The sequence below is a fragment of the Neisseria sp. genome (assembly GCF_030527965.1).
Lineage (GTDB): Bacteria > Pseudomonadota > Gammaproteobacteria > Burkholderiales > Neisseriaceae > Neisseria.
In genome coordinates this window covers 145,367-163,848 of record NZ_JAUMZU010000002.1, presented here as the reverse complement: position 1 = coordinate 163,848, position 18,482 = coordinate 145,367, and the positions used below count along the sequence as shown (strand labels likewise).

The 18,482-nt window shown below is 49.8% G+C and carries 14 protein-coding genes and 1 pseudogene; 7 read left to right on the top strand and 8 right to left on the bottom strand.

The annotated features are described in order from the left end of the window. Positions 1 to 23: 23 nt before the first annotated feature. The 3 genes and pseudogenes from Q4A84_RS01850 to rnhB all read left to right on the top strand — a co-directional run. Positions 24 to 1,097 (top strand): zinc-dependent alcohol dehydrogenase family protein, encoded by a 1,074-nt coding sequence (locus Q4A84_RS01850; protein ID WP_303087251.1) that lies wholly within the window; start codon positions 24 to 26, stop codon positions 1,095 to 1,097. Positions 1,098 to 1,460: 363 nt separating this feature from the next. Beyond that, positions 1,461 to 2,729: a calcium-binding protein gene (locus Q4A84_RS01845; protein ID WP_303087219.1), complete on the top strand. Its 1,269-nt coding sequence runs from the start codon at positions 1,461 to 1,463 to the stop codon at positions 2,727 to 2,729. 216 nt (positions 2,730 to 2,945) lie between these two features. Then, positions 2,946 to 3,536 (top strand): annotated as a pseudogene (rnhB, locus tag Q4A84_RS01840) (ribonuclease HII); the annotation flags it as partial. A 55-nt stretch (positions 3,537 to 3,591) separates the two neighbouring features. Here the strand turns inward: rnhB and aceK are convergent. The 7 genes from aceK to Q4A84_RS01805 form a co-directional block, all read right to left on the bottom strand. Further along, entirely contained in the window at positions 3,592 to 5,355 is a 1,764-nt protein-coding gene (gene aceK, locus Q4A84_RS01835) for a bifunctional isocitrate dehydrogenase kinase/phosphatase (protein ID WP_303087218.1), read from the bottom strand. A gap of 450 nt (positions 5,356 to 5,805) precedes the next feature. Continuing rightward, positions 5,806 to 6,675: an acetyl-CoA carboxylase, carboxyltransferase subunit beta gene (gene accD, locus Q4A84_RS01830; RefSeq protein ID WP_303087217.1), complete on the bottom strand. Its 870-nt coding sequence runs from the start codon at positions 6,673 to 6,675 to the stop codon at positions 5,806 to 5,808. 141 nt (positions 6,676 to 6,816) lie between these two features. After that, entirely contained in the window at positions 6,817 to 7,599 is a 783-nt protein-coding gene (gene trpA, locus Q4A84_RS01825) for a tryptophan synthase subunit alpha (RefSeq protein ID WP_303087216.1), read from the bottom strand. A gap of 157 nt (positions 7,600 to 7,756) precedes the next feature. Next, a complete protein-coding gene (locus Q4A84_RS01820) occupies positions 7,757 to 9,295 on the bottom strand; it encodes a helicase HerA-like domain-containing protein (protein ID WP_303087215.1) in 1,539 nt (512 codons plus the stop codon). A gap of 665 nt (positions 9,296 to 9,960) precedes the next feature. Then, positions 9,961 to 11,313: a DUF3482 domain-containing protein gene (locus tag Q4A84_RS01815; protein WP_303087250.1), complete on the bottom strand. Its 1,353-nt coding sequence runs from the start codon at positions 11,311 to 11,313 to the stop codon at positions 9,961 to 9,963. A gap of 90 nt (positions 11,314 to 11,403) precedes the next feature. Beyond that, complete coding sequence (locus Q4A84_RS01810; RefSeq protein ID WP_303087214.1) at positions 11,404 to 12,759, bottom strand: DUF2868 domain-containing protein; 1,356 nt, start codon at positions 12,757 to 12,759, stop codon at positions 11,404 to 11,406. A 128-nt stretch (positions 12,760 to 12,887) separates the two neighbouring features. After that, entirely contained in the window at positions 12,888 to 13,499 is a 612-nt protein-coding gene (locus Q4A84_RS01805) for a phospholipid-binding protein MlaC (protein WP_303087213.1), read from the bottom strand. Between the two features lie 216 nt (positions 13,500 to 13,715). Between Q4A84_RS01805 and Q4A84_RS01800 the strand changes: the two genes are divergently transcribed. From Q4A84_RS01800 to Q4A84_RS01790, 3 genes are all read left to right on the top strand, one after another. After that, positions 13,716 to 13,988, top strand: a complete 273-nt coding sequence (locus Q4A84_RS01800; protein WP_303087212.1) for an ACT domain-containing protein — start codon at positions 13,716 to 13,718, stop codon at positions 13,986 to 13,988. Between the two features lie 17 nt (positions 13,989 to 14,005). Further along, positions 14,006 to 15,361 carry a PFL family protein gene (locus Q4A84_RS01795; protein ID WP_303087211.1) on the top strand — a complete coding sequence of 452 codons (1,356 nt, stop codon included), beginning with the start codon at positions 14,006 to 14,008 and terminating at the stop codon, positions 15,359 to 15,361. 327 nt (positions 15,362 to 15,688) lie between these two features. Then, on the top strand, positions 15,689 to 17,026 hold the full coding sequence (locus Q4A84_RS01790) for a dicarboxylate/amino acid:cation symporter (protein ID WP_303087210.1): 1,338 nt from the start codon (positions 15,689 to 15,691) through the stop codon (positions 17,024 to 17,026). 61 nt (positions 17,027 to 17,087) lie between these two features. Here Q4A84_RS01790 and Q4A84_RS01785 read toward each other — a convergent pair whose 3' ends face one another. Further along, entirely contained in the window at positions 17,088 to 17,537 is a 450-nt protein-coding gene (locus Q4A84_RS01785) for a cytochrome b562 (protein ID WP_303087209.1), read from the bottom strand. A gap of 126 nt (positions 17,538 to 17,663) precedes the next feature. Here Q4A84_RS01785 and Q4A84_RS01780 point away from each other — a divergent pair, with 126 nt between their 5' ends. Then, positions 17,664 to 18,410: an SDR family oxidoreductase gene (locus Q4A84_RS01780; RefSeq protein WP_303087208.1), complete on the top strand. Its 747-nt coding sequence runs from the start codon at positions 17,664 to 17,666 to the stop codon at positions 18,408 to 18,410. The last annotated feature ends 72 nt before the right edge of the window (positions 18,411 to 18,482 follow it).

Here is an 18,482-nt window from a genome sequence, read left to right as displayed (position 1 = left end):
GGAGCATAACTATGAACAATTCAATGAAAGCCATGGTTTATTATGGCGCCAACGACATCCGTTTTGAAGACCGTCCCGTACCTCAGATCATCGATGCAACCGACGCGGTCATTCGCATTACCAAAACCACTATCTGCGGTACCGACTTGGGTATCTGGAAAGGTAAAAATCCGGAAATCGAAGCTGTTGCCCGTGAAAAAACAGGCGAGTGGACGGGGCGCATTTTAGGGCACGAAGGCATCGGCATCGTTGAAGAAGTCGGTTCTGCCGTAAAAAACTTCAAAAAAGGCGACAAGGTAATTGTTTCTTGCGTCAGCCGTTGCGGCTCTTGCGAAAATTGCCAGAAGCAACTCTATGCTCACTGCGAAAAAGACGGCGGTTGGATTATGGGCTATATGATAGACGGCACCCAAGCCGAATACGTTCGCACACCTTTTGCCGACAATTCGCTCTATCATCTTCCCGATAACCTGAACACCGATGTGGCCGTATTCCTGTCGGACGTTCTACCCACTTCCCACGAAATCGGCGTGCAATACGGCAACGTCAGACCCGGCGACTCGATTGCTATTGTCGGTGTCGGCCCGATTGGTATGGGTTGCTTGCTCACTTCTCAGTTCTACTCCCCTGCCAATATTATTGCAATCGATATGGATGAAAGCCGCTTGGCAATGGCAAAAGAAATGGGAGCGACCCATATCATCAACTCTGCCAAAGAAGATGCGATTGCCAGAGTATTGGAAATTACCGGCGGTAAAGGCGTAGATTGTGCTATGGAAGCGGTGGGTGTCGAACCGACCTGGGATATCTGCCAAAAAATTGTTAAGGTAGGCGGTCATATTGCCAACGTAGGTGTACACGGCAAATCTGTTAACTTTGAGTTAGAAAAATTGTGGATTAAAAACCTGACCATTACCACCGGCTTGGTTAACACAAATACCACCGGCATGCTGCTCAAATCTTGCGAATCGGGCAAACTGCCTTTAGAAAAACTGGCAAGCCATCATTTGAAATTTGCCGACATGGAAAAAGCTTATGACGTGTTCAAACATGCGGCCGACGAAAAAGCAATAAAAGTGATTGTCGAAATGGACTGATGCCTGTCTGAAAAAACAAACCGGATTCTATTTAGTTAGAATCCGGTTTGTTTTTTCAGACAGGCATTAAACATATATCTAATCAAAAAGCGACTATGTCAAACACTTACCATCCGCCACCAATAATGACAAAAACATAAAAACATAAAATTTAACAAAAAATACCATACAGACACATAAAAATAATGAAATATCATTACCCATACGCCATTTGTTTTATTTAACCGCCGATTTTCGTAAAAAAACATTTATTTTTTGTAAGTTAATTAATATACATACCGCCTTAACACACGATTATTTAAACGGCATCTCCTGTTTATTATATTTAAGGTAACTAACAACAGTAATTTCGGAGGTTAACAAATGTCTGCATACGGTTTTAAAGGTTCTTTCGGCCACTGCGCGCCGAGAGGCGTTCCACAATGGAACTGTGGTCAATCATTCGCCCCGCACAACCACGGTTGGGATAACGGCCATCACAAAGGTTTCGGTCATGGCCACGGCTGGGGCGGTTGGGGTCATAACGACTGTGGCTACGGTAAAGAGTTCGGCCACGGCCATGGTTGGGGACACGGCCACGCTAAAGGATTCGGTTGCGCACCCGGTTGGGGGCACGACGGCTGCGGTTACGGCAAAGACTTCGGCCATGGCCATGGTCACGGCTGGGGCGGTAAAGACTGGGGTTGCAATCCTGGTTATGACAAACATCATCATGATAAAGGCGGCAATCACGGCAATTGGTGTTGGGACGACCAAAAAGGCTGGTGTCATTCCGACCCTTCCCAAAACGATATCGTTTACGGCACGGATCACAACGATGATATTTCTACCGGTCCGGGTAACGACATCATCATTTCCAAAGGCGGTAACGACATTTTAGACGGCGAATCCGGATGCGACATCATGATCGGCGGCCCGGGCAACGATACTTACTACGTTGACAACCACCACGACAAAGTTATTGAAAAAGCCGGCGAAGGCGACGATACCATTCTAAGCAGCGTCAACATCACTGCGCCCAATCACGTTGAAAACATCACACTGTTAACCGACCACGATCTCAACGCCATCGGCAACCATTTAAACAACGTGTTACACGGTAACGACGGCAAAAACTTCCTGAGCTCGCTAGACGGCAACGACAACTTATACGGTCACGCAGGCAACGATATTTTGGTTGGCGGCAGAGGTAACGACTTCCTAGACGGCGGTACAGGCAACGACATCCTGAACGGCGGCGAAGGTTGCGATACTTATGTATTCGCGCGCGGCTACGACCACGACGTGATTTACGATTTCGACTGCGATTCTTCCCACACCGACATTTTGCAGTTCAACGGTGAAATTAAAGCTTCTGACTTATGCTTCGAGCGCTGCGGCAACGATTTGCTGATCAACATCGCCAGCCAAGCAGAAGACGGCGGCAGAACTTCGGAAGACAGCATCACGGTTAACAACTGGTTTAAAGGCAGCGAATACCAAATCGAGCAATTCGTATTTACCGAAAGCAAAGTGACTTGGGATGCGAAACAAATCGCCGATGCCGTTCACTGCTACTCTTGCGGCGACTCCGATTTGACCGCATCCGTACAAGACCAGATTCAGGCACAAAGCCAAGCCTGCTGCGCTTAAGATTTGCGGTGAAACGGTTTTCCCCTCATCGATAAAACGTCTGCTCACGATCTATACCGTGCATAATAAACAAATGCCTGCCTGAAATTTCAGACAGGCATTTTCGTTTGGCTCACGCCGCTGTATAAAATAGCGCATCGTTCGGCTGTTACGCCTATTCGGTTTGCAAGACAATCTTCGTTATAATTCAACCAGCATTCACAGCCATTCAGGAAAACCATGCACAACATCATTGCCGGCGTAGACGAAGCCGGAAGAGGCCCTCTGGTTGGCAGCGTATTTGCTGCCGCCGTTATTTTGCCGGTCGACTGCCACACACCCGGCCTGACCGACTCTAAAAAGCTAAGTGAAAAAAAGCGGGACGAGCTTAGTATCATTATCAAACAACAGGCTTTGGCATGGTGCGTAGCCTCGGCCGGCGTTGAAGAAATCGAACGCCTCAACATCCTACACGCCACCATGCTGGCCATGACCCGTGCCGTGCAAGGCTTAAACGTTCGTCCAAACCAAGTGTTGATTGACGGCAACCGCATTCCACCCGATTTGGGCGTTGCCGCAGAAGCGATTGTAAAAGGCGACAGCAAAATCATTCAGATTTCCGCCGCATCCGTGCTGGCCAAAACCGCTCGCGATGCCGAAATGTATGCTTTGGCCGAGCGCTACCCGCAATACGGGTTCGAGCGACACAAAGGCTACGGCACCGCGGCTCATCTGGCCGCCTTACAAAAATTCGGTGTGCTCCCCGAACACCGCCGCGATTTCGCACCGGTCAAATCCCTATTGGCACAAGGGCGTTTGTTTAAATAAAAACACTGAAAAATGCCTGCCTGAAAATATTTCAGACAGGCATTCGTCCAGCTCGTCAAACATCCGATTCGTCCACCAATCCCGCCGCTGTTTTTTCCGGCCTGAAACGCAAAGATTGCGGATAAGGATAAAAATCATCCAATAAGCCCTGCATCAGCCGCTCTTTTTTTGCCTGCCAAAATTCAGGCGTAAGCAGCTCTTTATGATGCTTCAGAAACGTCTGCCGCACATCGGGCTCGCCGAGCAGAAAAGGGCCGAATTCTTCGGGAAACACATCGCCTTTATGCACCGGATACCAAACCTCGTCCGACATTTCCATTTCAGGATTCGGCGCGGGCGGGATTTTTCGGAAATTACAGTCGGTCATGTACTCGATTTCATCGTAATCATAAAAAATCACCCGTCCGAAGCGCGTCATACCGAAATTTTTATACAGCATATCGCCTGGGAAAATATTGGCGCTGGCCAATTCTTTCAAAGCAAACCCATAATCGACAACCGCCGCCGCCTTTTCTTCCGGCGTTGCCCTCTGCATAAAGAGATTCAGCGGCTTCAGGCGATATTCGATATAAACGTGTTTAATAACCACCCTGTCATCGGTTTCCTCAATCTGGCTTGGCGCCAATGTTCGCATTTCTTGCAGAAAAGCTTCGTCGCAACGGCTTTTCGGCAACGCCACATCGGAAAATTCCAGCGTATCCGCCATGCGCCCCACTCTATCGTGTTTTTTGACCAGCAGATATTTCTGGCGCACATATTCCCGGTCGAAATCCTTATTCGGCCCGAAAGTATCTTTAATCACTTTAAACACGTAAGGAAACGAAGGCAGGGTAAAGACGCTCATAACCAAGCCTTTAATGCCCGGCGCCAAAATAAATTTATCCTGCGAATGATCCAAATGCCGGGCAAACTCGCGCCAGAAAATATTCTTGCCCTGCTTATGCAATCCCAGCAAAGTATAAAAGTCGCCGTCGGAACGCATCGGCAGCATCTCGCGCAGAAAACGCACATAGCCGCTGGGCACCGGCATATCAACCAAAAAATAAGCCCGGGCAAACGAAAACAATACGGAAATCTGCTTCGGATCAAACAAAGCCGCGTCAATCTGCAAACCGCCCTCGTTGTGCACCACAGCCAGCGCAAACGGATATTTGCTGCTGCCGTTAATCATCTGTCCGAAAACATAAGCCGATTTATTGCGGTAAAAAGCCGAATTGAGCACTTGGATATGCAAGTTCAATTCCCTTGGCGGCCATTCTTCTTTCAAATAATTCTTTGCCGCATGCAGAATACCGATAACGTCTTCCCTCATGTTTTCAAACGGAACGCGCCAGCCGAAATGCTGCAGAATCTTGCGCAAGCAGCCGCGCAAGCCCTGCATATCAGGGTAGAAAGACTGGAAAATGCGTTCTTCCGAATCAATGAATTCGGTGCTTGTGGCGGGTTTGACAAAAATAAACTGGTTGTTGAAATACTCTTTGGCCAGCAGCTTGGTTGATACGGAATTGAAAAACGTTTCCGCCAGCTCAGGCTGCTTGTGGTCGATTAACAACGCGATGTAGTCTTTCTTGACCACAGCCCAAACTTCATCGGGCAGATTGCCTGCATCGAATTGGCTGCGCAAGGCTTCCACCGCTTCCGCCACCCTGCTGTCGTACATTTGAATACGCAGCGCCACCAATTCCTGTATGCCCTTCCAATCCGCCGCCTCAAACAGCCCCTTCGCCTGCGCCGATGCTTCGCGGTAAAGGGTGTAATGTCGGTTAAAACCGGCCATCATGGTTTCAGCCAGCAGGCGGGCGGTTTCACGTTGATTCATTTTCCGATGCTCCTTGTAGACAAGTTTATTTTATTTATAACGATTGATAATCTGATATTGCTTATCAACCGTTGCGTTAGGCTACCATAAACTGCGCCCAAAACAAAAGGAGGGAAAACCGCCCCTCCTTTATTTGACTATCAACTCAATGCCTGTCTGAAAATCCGTTTTCACCTTGCAGATTCGATGCCGTATTGAATAACCATAATAAGCCTATTCTGCCGAGAAATCGGCCCAAATAGCATCAATTTCCGCACAAGCTTTCTTTGCAGCGGCTTCAGTGCCCAAAACATCTGGTGAAGTGCCTTCGGCGCGAACACTCTCCACTCTTTGGAAGCCCAAAAAGTCCAATACAGTTTCCAGATAAGGAAAAGAAAATAAGCCTGTCTGAAAACCGTTGTGATTTATTTATCATACAGTTTTCAGACAGGCTTTTGTTAAAAACAAGCGTTACGCGGCGTTAACCGCCTCTTCGCGACGCAACAATGTAATCAAATCGCAGATGCGCTGTTTCATTTGGCGACGGTCGACAATTTGGTCGATGGCGCCTTTTTCCAATAAAAACTCAGCTCGCTGGAAGCCTTCCGGAAGCGTTTCGCGTACGGTTTGTTCGATAACGCGCGGGCCGGCGAACCCGATTAATGCGCCCGGCTCGGCCAATACGATGTCGCCCAAGAATGCAAAGCTGGCGGATACGCCGCCCATGGTCGGGTCGGTCAGTACAGAAATAAACGGCAGGCCGTTTTCGCTCAAAAGATGCAAAGAAGCGCTGGTTTTCGTCATCTGCATCAATGAATTCAAACCTTCCTGCATACGGGCACCGCCGCTGGCTGCAACACAGATAAAGCTACAATTATCAGCCACGGCGCGACGCACCCCTTGCACGAAACGCTCGCCCACAACCGAGCCCATCGACCCGCCGATAAAGCGGAACTCAAAAGCAGCAACCACGGCGGGCAATCCGTTGATGGTGCCTTTCATCACAACCAGCGCATCGTCTTCGTTAGTGGCTTTTTTCGCAGCACTCAGGCGATCCGGATATTTTTTGCTGTCTTTGAATTTCAGGATGTCGGTCGGTTTGATGTTGGCTGCGATTTCTTCCCGCCCTTCCGCATCCAGTAATAAATCCAAGCGCTCGCGTGCAGTCATGGCATTATGATGGTTACATTTCGGGCAAACATTATGGTTTTGGGCTAAATCGGTCGTATAGAGGGTGGCAGAGCATGAAGGGCATTTATGCCACAGACCTTCGGGAACGCCGGATTTGCTGCCTTCGTCTTTTTTGATTTTCGGAGGAAGGATTTTGTCTAGCCAGCTCATGGTTGACTCCTTAAAAATGTTTTCAGACAGGCATGATGCTTTATCGCCCGTCGGTATTTGAAAATGAAAATGCCTAATTCTGAATCGCAGCGCGCAATATAGCCAGCAAGCGTCAGATTGGCAATGTTTTTATCCGCCTCGTCAGATGGCATTTTTCAGCGTTTTAACCAAAACGCCCACTGCTTGGGCTTCATTGCCGGGATTGCTTTCGATTTCTTTCACAATCCGGCTGCCGATAATCACCGCATCGGCCGCTCGGCTGATTTGCTTAGCGCTTTCGGCATCGCTGATACCGAAGCCGACGCCAATGGGAATGGAAATATATTTTCGCAGCAAAGCAATTTTATCAGCCACTTCTTGCGTATCCAAGGCGGCCGAACCGGTTACACCTTTGAGCGAAACATAGTAAACGAAACCACCGGCATGTTTTGCGATGGTTTGGATGCGCTCCTCGCCAGTCGTCGGCGCGATGAGGAAAATACAGTCTATCCCCTCGTTTTTCAGCGCTTGTTGCAACGGGGCAATGGTTTCGACCGGATTATCCACCGTTAACACGCCGTCAACGCTGGCTTGGGCAGCAGCGCGAGCAAAAGTTTCATAACCCATTTTATGAACGGGATTAAGATAACCCATCAACACAACGGGCGTGGTTTGGTTGGTTTGGCGAAACTGCGCCACTAAAGACAACACGTCTTTCAACGAAACGCCTTCGGCCAACGCGCGCTCGGCGGCTCGCTGGATAGTCGGCCCGTCTGCCATCGGATCGGAAAAAGGAATGCCCAATTCAATAATGTCGGCACCGTTTTCGGCAAGACTGTGCATCAAATCCAAGGTGGCCTCTAAGCTCGGATCGCCAGCGGTAATGTAAGTAATCAGAGCTTTTTTACCGTCGAGGGCGGAAAAAGCGGTTTGTATTCTATTCATGAAAATTCCTGATTTTTTTTGTTTCAGACAGGCATACTTATTCAAATAAACATCATCCGCCTGACTTGCCTATATTATCACAATATAGATTATTATCTTTAGAAGCATCAAACCTACTATGCCTGTCTGAAAAACGGTTTTCAGACAGGCATTAAGATTATTTCATCATATTTTTAATCACGCCCATAATGCTGCGCGAAATCGCATTGGTTACCTGCCGGTTCAACTGGCTGCCGACCGAATCGGCCAAATCGTAAGCAATACCTTGGTTGGATTTTTTACGGCTGCCAAACAAACCGCCCAGAAAACCGCCGAGCATACCGTCTTTTTCATTGGCTTTGGCTTTTTCCGCCGCTTTTTCACTTTTCTCCTCTGCCTTTGCCTGAGCTTGACGCTCGCCTTCGGCAGACTGCTGCGCGCTTAATTCCTGCAAGGCTTCATAAGCGGAATAATTGTCGACCGCATCTTTATAGCTGGCATAAAGCGCATCTTTTTGAAAGATAGCATTGCGCTCTTCTGCAGCCAAAGGCGCAAGCTGCGATTGGGGCGGCATGATGTTGGCGCGCTGCACAATGCCGGGCATGCCTTTTTCATCCAAAAAAGACACCAACGCCTCACCGACGCCCAATTCCGTAATTACTTCGGCCACTTTCAAATCGGGATTACTGCGAAACGTATCAGCGGCGGCACGCACGGCTTTTTGGTCTCGCGGAGTAAAAGCACGCAAAGCATGCTGCACCCGATTACCGAGCTGCCCAAGAATGCTATCCGGCAAATCCAGCGGATTTTGTGTCACGAAATAGACACCCACGCCTTTGGAACGAATCAGGCGCACCACCTGCTCAATCTGCTCTATCAGAGCAGGCGCCGCATTATCGAAAATCAAATGCGCCTCATCGAAAAACATCACGAATTTCGGCAACGCCAAATCACCCACTTCCGGCAACATCTCAAACAGCTCGGCCAAAAACCATAATAAAAACGCACTATACAGGCGCGGGCTGCGCATCAGCTTTTCCGAATTGAGAATATTGATAACGCCCTTACCGTTTTCGGTTTGCATCCAATCTTGCAGGTTCAATGCCGGCTCACCGAAAAAATGCTCCGCGCCTTCGTTTTCCATCGTCAACAGCTGGCGCTGAATGGCACCCACACTGGCCGCAGAAACGTTACCGTATTGCGTACGATACTCTTTGGCATGGTCGGACACATGTTGCAAAATGCCGCGCAGATCCTTCAGGTCTATCAAGTGCCAGCCGTTATCATCGGCTACTTTGAAAACCAAATTGAGCAAACCTTCCTGCGTATCGTTCAAATTCATCAAACGAGCCAAAAGCATCGGCCCCATTTCCGAAATGGTTACGCGCACCGGAATACCCGTATCGCCATACACATCCCAGAAACGCACCGGAAAACCGCTCAGATAAGCTGCTTCCAAACCATATTCGGCCATGCGTTCGCCTATTTTGCCGCTGCCGTCGCCAGCATGACAGATACCGGATAAATCGCCTTTAACATCAGCCATAAACACCGGCACGCCTTGATTACTGAACATTTCCGCCATTTTGCGCAAAGTAACGGTTTTGCCGGTACCGGTGGCGCCGGCAATCAAACCGTGCCGGTTGGCCATTTTGCCAATCAGCTCAATCGGCTGTTTGTCTTTGATAGAAAAAGCAACGGTAAGCGGAGTATCCATATGTAAAATCCTTTGGAATAAACGATTCTTGATATAAGGCGACAAGCCGGAACGGTACGGCAAAAAGCAGAAAGGCCGTCGTGAAATTTAAATGGCGGCTATAGTGAGAAGCTGGCATTTTAGCCGATAATGAGGGCACGCGTTTGCAAAAAATGATTTAAACATGTATTTCATGTATAGAGCAGAAGCGATGCTTACCTGAAACAAAACTTCAAGCAAACAATTTATTATTAAGCAAAAAAATGCACACATTAAAAAATAATGTGTGCCAAGTCTACAAAGGAGAAATAGAGGAGAAACAATAGACAGCACCTTGTACCATCTAATACCTTCTATTATGGCGTGCATCAAAATCGTTGTCAATTAAAATCTACTATATTTACAATAATTTTTAATTTTTCCTATAAAAAATAGGCCGACAAAAGAAATTTGATGGCGCAAAACTGAATCAAAGCCCTGTTGACCAGACCGATACATAAAAAAATGCACACATTAAAAAATGTGTGCCAAGTCTACAAAGGAGAAATAGAGGAGAAACAAGTCGGAAGGGCTTCCCCGCCCGACTGCCGTTATTTTCTACAAATCTTTTTATTACGTCAATGTTGTTTTGTTTCAAATAATTCAATCGCATCGATTTTGTTACGCTATCGCAACACCTTACAGGTCTATTTTTCAGACAGGAGGCTCAGCTTGCTTGCCAAACCCTCGGCCGCTTCCATCCTTTCTCTTCGGCTGTTTTCGGGCAATCCGGTATTCAAAGACGACCACTTCGATCGGCTTCTGGCTTTAACCAATTCCTCCGGCAGGTGCGAAGGCCGCCACGGCGCTTTGCCGCTGATGACTTGAATTTCATTTTGCGCCGCATGCCCCCTCTTTTGCAGAGCCGCGAGCAAATCCAATGCGCGCGCTGCCAGTAAAGTCAGGTTTTCGGGATCGATATATAAGGTTTGCCTACCGGTTAATTTATCCGAAATATCCTGCATATTCGGCAAGACGCCGCCTAAAATACCGCCGATAGCGGTTCCCAGCCCGAGCGATCCGCCTAACGTTACCATATCCACGCCCAATCCGATTAACGCTCCGGTGGCGGCGCCCGTGCCGGTGCGGATGCCGTAGGTTTTCAACAGTTCGGCATCAAACGGATCTTGTTTAAACGCCTTCAGCGCCCATTCGCCGGTATCGATTTCGTTGTGGTAAAAACGATAATTTTGGAATAATTGCTGCTGTAGCGCCCGCTCCTGCTGGCGCACCGCCGATTGCATTTTCTGCAGCACTGGTTCGGGCGGATCGTTTTCTTCGATTTCCTGACGGTACGCTGCCACTTCCAGCAAAAAATGTGCGATTTCGCGCCTGGCATCGGCATCCAATGCTTGCCACTCTCGACGACGCATCGCCATCAAGCGGTCGAGGATGTCGCGTTCGGGCAACATGGTGGCAAGGTTGTCCCACAATCGCAGCTCGCCTTCGAAATCAAAAGCGACGGTGTCAAAGCCGCTGTATATGTGCAAACCGCGCCGTGCCAGCATAGCAGCCCATTCGTCGAGGCTGTGCCCTTCCGTGAAATTGAAAACCGGCATCACCGGCTTGGCGCACCAAGACAATATGGTTAATTCGTCTTTATATTTGTTTAACACCGGTTCGCGGGCATCAATGACATACAAGGCCATGTCGCTCTGCAGCAACTGGCGCAAAACTTTGGCTTCTTGATTGAAATCGCCTTGCGCTTCCAGGCTTTCGAGAAACTGCTGCAACCGCTCGATACCGTCGGCGCGCGATGAAGTGTGGCTCTCCAGCCAATCCAACACGCCGCCTGCATCTTCCAAACCGGGCGTATCATACAGACGCACCAGAGTTGTGCTGCCGTCGTTAATCAATGCTTCTTCGACATGCCGCGTAGTTGACGGGGCATTTTTCACTTCGCCAAAGGTGCTGTCGCGTAGCAAGGTGCGCAGTAATGAGGTCTTACCGGTATTGGTATGGCCGACTACGGCCAAAGATAAAGAAGTATCTTGTTTCATCATCACAAGTTATCAGATAGGTTAAACAAACCGCAACCGACCGGCTGCCGTTTTTCAGACAGGCATAAATTAGAGAATAAAAATCGGCCTTTATACCGAACTCTGCCGCGCCTGCCGCTCTTGCTGACTAACGCCGGGCGGATCCAGCCACGGCAAACCGCGCTCGTTCAGCGCTTCGTGCCAACGGCTCAAATATTCCTGAATATTTGCCGCATTGTTGCCATCGCTTAAAAGCTGCACCACCGCTCCGCCTTCCGCTGCTTCGGCCAACCCGACAAGCTGGCGTAAAACACCCCGATCCGGCATGGCTTGCGCCCGCACGCCAATCAGCAACTGAGCCGGCTCTTGCTGCAAGCGGTTTGTTAAGGCCGCCACCTGTTCGCGATTACTCGCACAGCCTTGATCAAGCCAGTCCTGACCTAAAACATAACGGTACCATTGTTTGTCGAACCACTCGGTTTCCAGCATCACCGCCCATTTGGGCGCATGGCCGAGGCTGATTTTCGGGCTGACGGTGGCAACGCTTTCGGTTTGGGTATCGGCATCCACCACCCTCGTTTGCCAATGCTGAATGATGTTTTGGTAATAAGGCAGATTAAGCGGCAACACAGCACTGCGCTGACGGCGCGACAATAAATGGCAAGCGAACCATGCTGCCAAGCGCGGCAACATGCCGTAGCATACGATGCTGCCAATCAACAAGCCGCCCCACTGCTGCGCGGTGGCGGCATCGTTATTCAAACGGCTGGCAAGTACCACCGTTGCATCTGGCGTCGGGAAGCCCAACTTGGCGGGCAACCATGAAAGCAACGCCACCAATCTTACCGACGCATCATCGCTCAACAACGTGCTTTCCCAGTTAAACGTATATTGCCGCACCAACAACAGCAAAATAACGGCAGCCAACATGCCGAACAACGCGGCCAGCCACAAACGGTGCAAAATTTTGCTGACAAACCAACGGGTAGACGGCTGCTGCCATTCGTTAAGATACAGCCGCAATACCGCTTGGCTGACCGGGTCTTTACCGCGAATCCAGGTGGCCGGGTTGATGAAAAATCCGACAGATCCGCGACGAGACAAAAAGGTAAACAGCAGCCAGCCCAGCAGCATCACGGTATGCAAACCGAGAATACCGGCGGCGACGAAAAAGAAATTCAAGGCGCTTTGCTGCATCAGGCCGAATGTTCCTGAAAAACCGACGGCCAGCCATATCAGCGTGGCTGCGGCCAGCAGCCAGCGGGAAGCCTGTTCCGTTCTCCCCAGCGCTTCTTGCAGCTTGCGATCGCTATCAATCATTTCCGCGCGGCGGCCGAGTTTTTCTTCTGCGCTGCCGGCGGCGTGCCGTAACGCGTCGGTAATCGGTTGCGGGTCGGCGGCAAAAATATAAGCACGTTCCTGCAACAGGCGGACAAGTTCGGTCAGACGGACAAGTGATGACGGCATTGGCTTGGCGGTGTGTTTGGAAAAGGCGATTTTAACATATTGCTAGTCTGAAACATCGAGGCGCGCCGCCTCGCATAAAAAAGCCTGTCTGAACGCTTTTCAGACAGGCTTTTTCAATCACGGCAGGTTTACTCTACTTTTTTCAAACCTTTCGCGCGTACGGTAGCAATAGCACCGTCGATGCCTTTTTGCTTGATGAGCTCGTTAAACTGATTGCGGTAAACCGTAACCAAGCTGGAGCCATCAACCTGAATATCATAAATCTTATAAACCGAGTTTTCAGGATACAGGCGGTAACCCACCTCGTATTTTTTGCCGCTGCCGGTTTTGATTTCGGTATACACGGTTACCCGATTGTTTTTTTCCTCTTTGATTTTAGGCAGCAGCACTACCTGCGCTTCCGCCGCACCCATCAGCGCGGAATGGGCGTAAATCCCCACCACCATATCTTTAAACGCCTGAATAAAATCACTCTTCTGTTTGTCGTCAAACTGGCGCCAAGGCAAACCCACCGCCAGCGCCGAGATACGCTGGTAATCCAGATAATGGTCGGCATAGCCGGTAATCTGCCGGATTTTCTGCTCTTCGCTCAGGCTTTTGTTGCGTGCGGCAACCAGCACCGCGTCCATATTCTGTTTAAACTGCACCTGAGCCGGATGCTCCGCCGGCGCAGCCTGTACGTAAGGGCTTGCCAACACAATGGCCGGCATGGCCAGTAAGGCAGTAAAAAGCTTGGTCATGTATATTCTCTTTTCTTTCTGTTTTAATCATCGAGACAATCTGCAAGATATGGCTAAGATAGCCGGATAGGAGAAGTGGTTCCCGCGGTTTTCAAGATTTTTCAGTCGCCAGCACGATTCGGTTATAATAGCGTCACGCCCTTCCTATGTTTTCAGACAGGCATTTCGATTACAAAATGCCTGTCTGAAAAACTCAACCTTCAGGAAAATACCGCCATGAGCAATTCAGTGATTACCGTTATCGGCAAAGACCGCATCGGCATCGTGTACGACGTATCCAAGCTACTCGCCGAAAACCAGTTGAACATTCTCAACATCAGCCAGCAATTAATGGATGATTTCTTTACCATGATTATTTTGGCCGACACCTCAAAATGCCCAAAATCCCGCCAGGAAATTCTCGATTTGTTTGCTGCAGAAGGTAAAAAACTTGCGTTGGACATCCGCATGCAAAACGAAGACCTGTTCAACGCCATGCACCGCATCTGACCCAGAAAGGCCGCCGAATGAGTATCCAATCAAGCGAGATTTTGGAAACCATACGCATGGTTTCCGATCAGAATTTCGACGTGCGAACGCTGACCATAGGCATAGACCTGCACGATTGCATCAGCCCCGACATCGACACGCTCAATCAAAACATCTATAACAAAATCACCCGTATCGGCAAAGATCTGGTCTCCACCGCCCATTACCTTTCCGCCAAATACGGCATTCCGATTGTCAACCAGCGCATTTCCGTTACGCCCATCGCCCAAATTGCCGCCGCCACCGGCGCCGACAGCTACGTTTCCATAGCCCAAACTTTAGACAAAGCGGCCAAAGCCATCGGCGTATCCTTCATCGGCGGGTTCTCCACGCTGGCACCCAAAGGGCTGACGCCTTCCGGCGAAGTGCTCATCCGCTCCATACCCGAAGCCATGCGCACCACCGATATCGTTTGCAGCTCGGTCAACATCGGCAGCACCCGCGCCGGTATCAACATGGATGCCGTCAAGCTCATGGGCGAAACCATCAAACGCACCGCCGAAACCACGCCCGAAGGCTTCGGCTGCGCCAAAATCGTTGTTTTCTGCAACGCAGTAGACGATAACCCTTTTATGGCCGGCGCCTTCCACGGCTCGGGTGAAGGCGACGTGATGTTGAACGTCGGCGTATCCGGCCCCGGCGTTGTACAAGCCGCATTGGCCGGCTGCACAAGCGAAAATCTGACCGAAATCGCCGAAATCGTAAAAAAAACCGCCTTTAAAATCACCCGCGTCGGCGAGCTTATCGGTCAGGAAGCCGCGCAACGGCTGAATATTCCATTTGGCATTCTCGATTTATCACTCGCTCCCACGCCAGCCGTCGGCGATTCGGTTGCCCGCATTCTAGAAGCCATGGGTCTGAGCGTCTGCGGCACCCACGGCACCACCGCCGCCTTAGCGCTGTTGAACGATGCCGTCAAAAAAGGCGGCATGATGGCCTCTTCTGCTGTCGGCGGTTTGAGCGGCGCGTTTATTCCCGTATCCGAAGACGAAGGCATGATTGCCGCCGCCGAAGCGGGCGTGCTCACGCTCGACAAACTCGAAGCAATGACCGCGGTTTGCTCCGTCGGATTAGACATGATTGCCGTGCCCGGCCGAACCAGCGCGGCCACCATCAGCGGCATCATCGCCGACGAGGCTGCCATCGGCATGATTAACAGCAAAACCACCGCCGTGCGCATCATTCCTGTACCCGGCAAAGATGTGGGCGAGAGCGTAGAATTCGGCGGTTTGCTTGGCTATGCGCCTATCATGCCGGTAAAAGAAGGAAGCTGCGAAGTGTTTGTTAATCGCGGCGGCCGCATCCCCGCACCGGTTCAGTCGCTTAAAAATTAATCAAGGTTGCCTACGGGCAACCTTTTTTAAATCACGATGCCGATATTTATGGCAACAGATGGCACTCATTGTAATCAGATGTTATAAAACCACGCCATCCATAAAACCATTTCAGCGTTTAACAAACTAATTCATGCCTGTCTGAAAACCTCTTTTTCAGACAGGCATGAATTTTATTACCCTTTAAAATCATTTATATATTAAATTTTTTTGAATTTTAAACAAATTGAGTTTGCATTAATTTGCGCTAGCTTGTAAATTCACACGAATGTTGCACGATGTAGTGCAACATTCATTTAAGAAAAATAAGTTACAGAGGATTTCAGAATGTTGAATATCGACCCTTCTGAGTTGCAAGACTCACAACCGCTACGCAAACAAAAATTCTACCAAATTTTGTATGTACAAGTGATTTTCGCCATCATTGTCGGCATTCTGCTCGGCCATTTCATGCCTGATTTGGGCACTAAAATGAAACCGCTGGGCGACGGCTTTATCAAGTTGGTTAAAATGATTATCGCACCGGTGATTTTCCTTACCGTGGTAACCGGCATCGCCGGCATGAGCAATTTGAAAACCATGGGCCGGGTTGTCGGCAAATCGTTTGCTTATTTCCTAACCTTCTCCACCTTAGCCCTCATCATCGGCATTATCGTTGCCAATGTCATCCACCCCGGCTCCGGTCTGAATATCGACCCAGCCACGCTAAACAGCAAAGACCTCAGCAAAGTGGCGGAATATACCGGCAAAGCGAAGGAATCTTCCATAGTCGGCTTCTTGCTCAACATTATTCCGACCACCATCGTCAGCCCGCTGGCGGAAGGCAATATCCTGCAGGTTTTATTTGTGGCCGTTTTATTCGGTATTTCGCTTGCCTCCATCGGTGAAAAAGCGCGCCCGATTACCAATCTGCTGCAAGAATTCTCGGCACCGGTATTCAAAATGGTGGCTATCTTGATGAAAGCCGCGCCGATTGGTGCTTTTGGCGCCATGGCTTTTACCATCGGCAAGTATGGCATCCAATCGGTTAGCAGCCTGTTTTTTCTGGTCGCCACCTTCTACATTACCTCGTTTTTGTTCGTCTTAATCGTGTTGGGTTCGGTTGCCAAATATAACGGCTTTTCCATTCTGAAAATGATACGTTACATCAAAGAAGAACTCTGGCTGGTATTGGGCACCTCTTCATCCGAAGCCGCATTGCCTACTCTGATGCAAAAAATGCAACGTGCGGGCTGCGAAAAATCAGTTGTCGGCTTGGTTATCCCAACCGGTTATTCGTTCAATCTCGACGGTACCAACATCTATATGACGATGGCGGCGCTATTCATCGCCCAAGCCATGAATATTGATTTGAGCATTTCCGATCAGATCACGCTGCTGCTGGTTGCCATGCTGAGCTCAAAAGGCGCTGCCGGCGTTACAGGCGCAGGCTTTATCACGCTGGCGGCTACTTTGTCGGTCGTACCGTCCGTACCGGTAGAAGGCATGGCGCTGATTCTGGGTATCGACCGCTTCATGTCGGAATGCCGCGCGCTGACCAATCTGGTTGGCAACGCATGTGCCACCATTGTTGTTGCACGCTGGGAAAACGCTCTGGATAAAGATCAGCTTAATGCGGCATTGGATGGCAAATTAAATACCGATTTGAACACAACCTACGAATAAGGCTGCCTTAAAAAAAAACCGCCCGTTTTATGCGGGCGGTTTTCTATTTTTCAGACAGGCATCAATTGCTTCTGAAGCTGCTGTGGCAAGATTTGCAGCTGGCGCTTACCTGCCCGTAGGCCGCTTTAATTTCATCCATCTTGCCTGTTTGCGCTTTCGCATTCAACTCGTCTACCGCTGCGATAAATTTTTCGTGCCTTGCCTGATATTCGGCCGGCTTGCTCCAAATTTCAGGCAAGGCATGGCCGTTACCGGCCGTGTCATTTTGAAAATGCTCAAACGGTTTGCGCGCATTTTGTGCAAACGTTGCGGCGGATTTTTTAAATTGCTCCGCATCAAATGCTTCATCGCCGTTCAATACTTTTCCCATGCCCACATATTCGGGCATCATGGCTTTAAACGCAGCCGTTCTGGCTTCTGAAATCGGCCCTTTTTCCTGAGCGCTGCCGCTTCCGCCGCACGCACTCATCAACACGGCTACCGCAGCAGCCAATAAGATTTTGTTAGTCATTTGATATTCCTTGAATATTGTTAGTATTTATAGCCCGCTTCGCAGGCACTTATTTTATTAAGCGGATTGAGTCAATCCGTTTGTTATAATACCCGAAACACCATCCAAAACGAAAGGAGAAATAATATGGCCATCTTAATTACAGGCGCATCTGCCGGCTTCGGCCGGGCAATGTGTGAAACATTTGTAGCAGCCGGCTATCCGGTTGTCGGCGCCGCGCGCAGGCTAAGCAAACTGGAATCGATGCAAACCGCTTTAGGCGAACTGTTCCATCCTGTTGCCATGGATATGACCGATACCGCCGCCATCGATGCCGCCCTGCAAAACCTACCCGAGCCGTTTGCCGCCATCGACTGCCTGATTAACAACGCCGGCTTGGCGCTGGGGTTGGAGCCGGCCCATAACGCTGATTTTAACGATTGGCAAACCATGATTCAGACCAACGTCATCGGCCTAACTTACCTGACCCGTAAAATATTGCCCGAAATGGTGGCGCGGCAAGAGGGCTATGTCATCAATATCGGCTCCATCGCCGGCACCTACCCCTACCCGGGCGGTAATGTCTACGGCGCAACCAAAGCCTTTGTCCGCCAGTTTTCCCTCAATCTGCGCGCCGATTTGCAAGGCAGCGGCGTACGCGTGACCAATATCGAACCCGGCCTGTGCGGCGGCACCGAATTCTCCAATGTCCGCTTTAAAGGAGACGACGAACGCGCGGAAAAACTTTACGAAAACGTTGCCTACATCAGCGCCCAAGACATTGCCGACACCGCACTATGGCTCTATCAGCGGCCTAAACACATGAACGTCAACTCCATCGAAATCATGCCCACCGCCCAAGCTTTCGGCGCCCTGCCCGTAACTCGCGGCTAATTCGCCTTGCCAAGCAAGCAAAATGCCTGTCTGAAAACATCCATAGCCGCTTTCAGACAGGCATTTCGGTTA

Excerpts from the sequence above, each read along its gene's own strand:
- Q4A84_RS01850 (WP_303087251.1), top strand. The coding sequence starts at position 24 with ATGAAAGCCATGGTTTATTATGGCGCCAACGACATCCGTTTTGAAGAC.
- Q4A84_RS01845 (WP_303087219.1), top strand. The coding sequence starts at position 1,461 with ATGTCTGCATACGGTTTTAAAGGTTCTTTCGGCCACTGCGCGCCGAGA.
- aceK (WP_303087218.1), bottom strand. The coding sequence starts at position 5,355 with ATGAATCAACGTGAAACCGCCCGCCTGCTGGCTGAAACCATGATGGCC.
- accD (WP_303087217.1), bottom strand. The coding sequence starts at position 6,675 with ATGAGCTGGCTAGACAAAATCCTTCCTCCGAAAATCAAAAAAGACGAA.
- trpA (WP_303087216.1), bottom strand. The coding sequence starts at position 7,599 with ATGAATAGAATACAAACCGCTTTTTCCGCCCTCGACGGTAAAAAAGCT.
- Q4A84_RS01820 (WP_303087215.1), bottom strand. The coding sequence starts at position 9,295 with ATGGATACTCCGCTTACCGTTGCTTTTTCTATCAAAGACAAACAGCCG.
- Q4A84_RS01815 (WP_303087250.1), bottom strand. The coding sequence starts at position 11,313 with ATGAAACAAGATACTTCTTTATCTTTGGCCGTAGTCGGCCATACCAAT.
- Q4A84_RS01810 (WP_303087214.1), bottom strand. The coding sequence starts at position 12,759 with ATGCCGTCATCACTTGTCCGTCTGACCGAACTTGTCCGCCTGTTGCAG.
- Q4A84_RS01805 (WP_303087213.1), bottom strand. The coding sequence starts at position 13,499 with ATGACCAAGCTTTTTACTGCCTTACTGGCCATGCCGGCCATTGTGTTG.
- Q4A84_RS01800 (WP_303087212.1), top strand. The coding sequence starts at position 13,716 with ATGAGCAATTCAGTGATTACCGTTATCGGCAAAGACCGCATCGGCATC.
- Q4A84_RS01795 (WP_303087211.1), top strand. The coding sequence starts at position 14,006 with ATGAGTATCCAATCAAGCGAGATTTTGGAAACCATACGCATGGTTTCC.
- Q4A84_RS01790 (WP_303087210.1), top strand. The coding sequence starts at position 15,689 with ATGTTGAATATCGACCCTTCTGAGTTGCAAGACTCACAACCGCTACGC.
- Q4A84_RS01785 (WP_303087209.1), bottom strand. The coding sequence starts at position 17,537 with ATGACTAACAAAATCTTATTGGCTGCTGCGGTAGCCGTGTTGATGAGT.
- Q4A84_RS01780 (WP_303087208.1), top strand. The coding sequence starts at position 17,664 with ATGGCCATCTTAATTACAGGCGCATCTGCCGGCTTCGGCCGGGCAATG.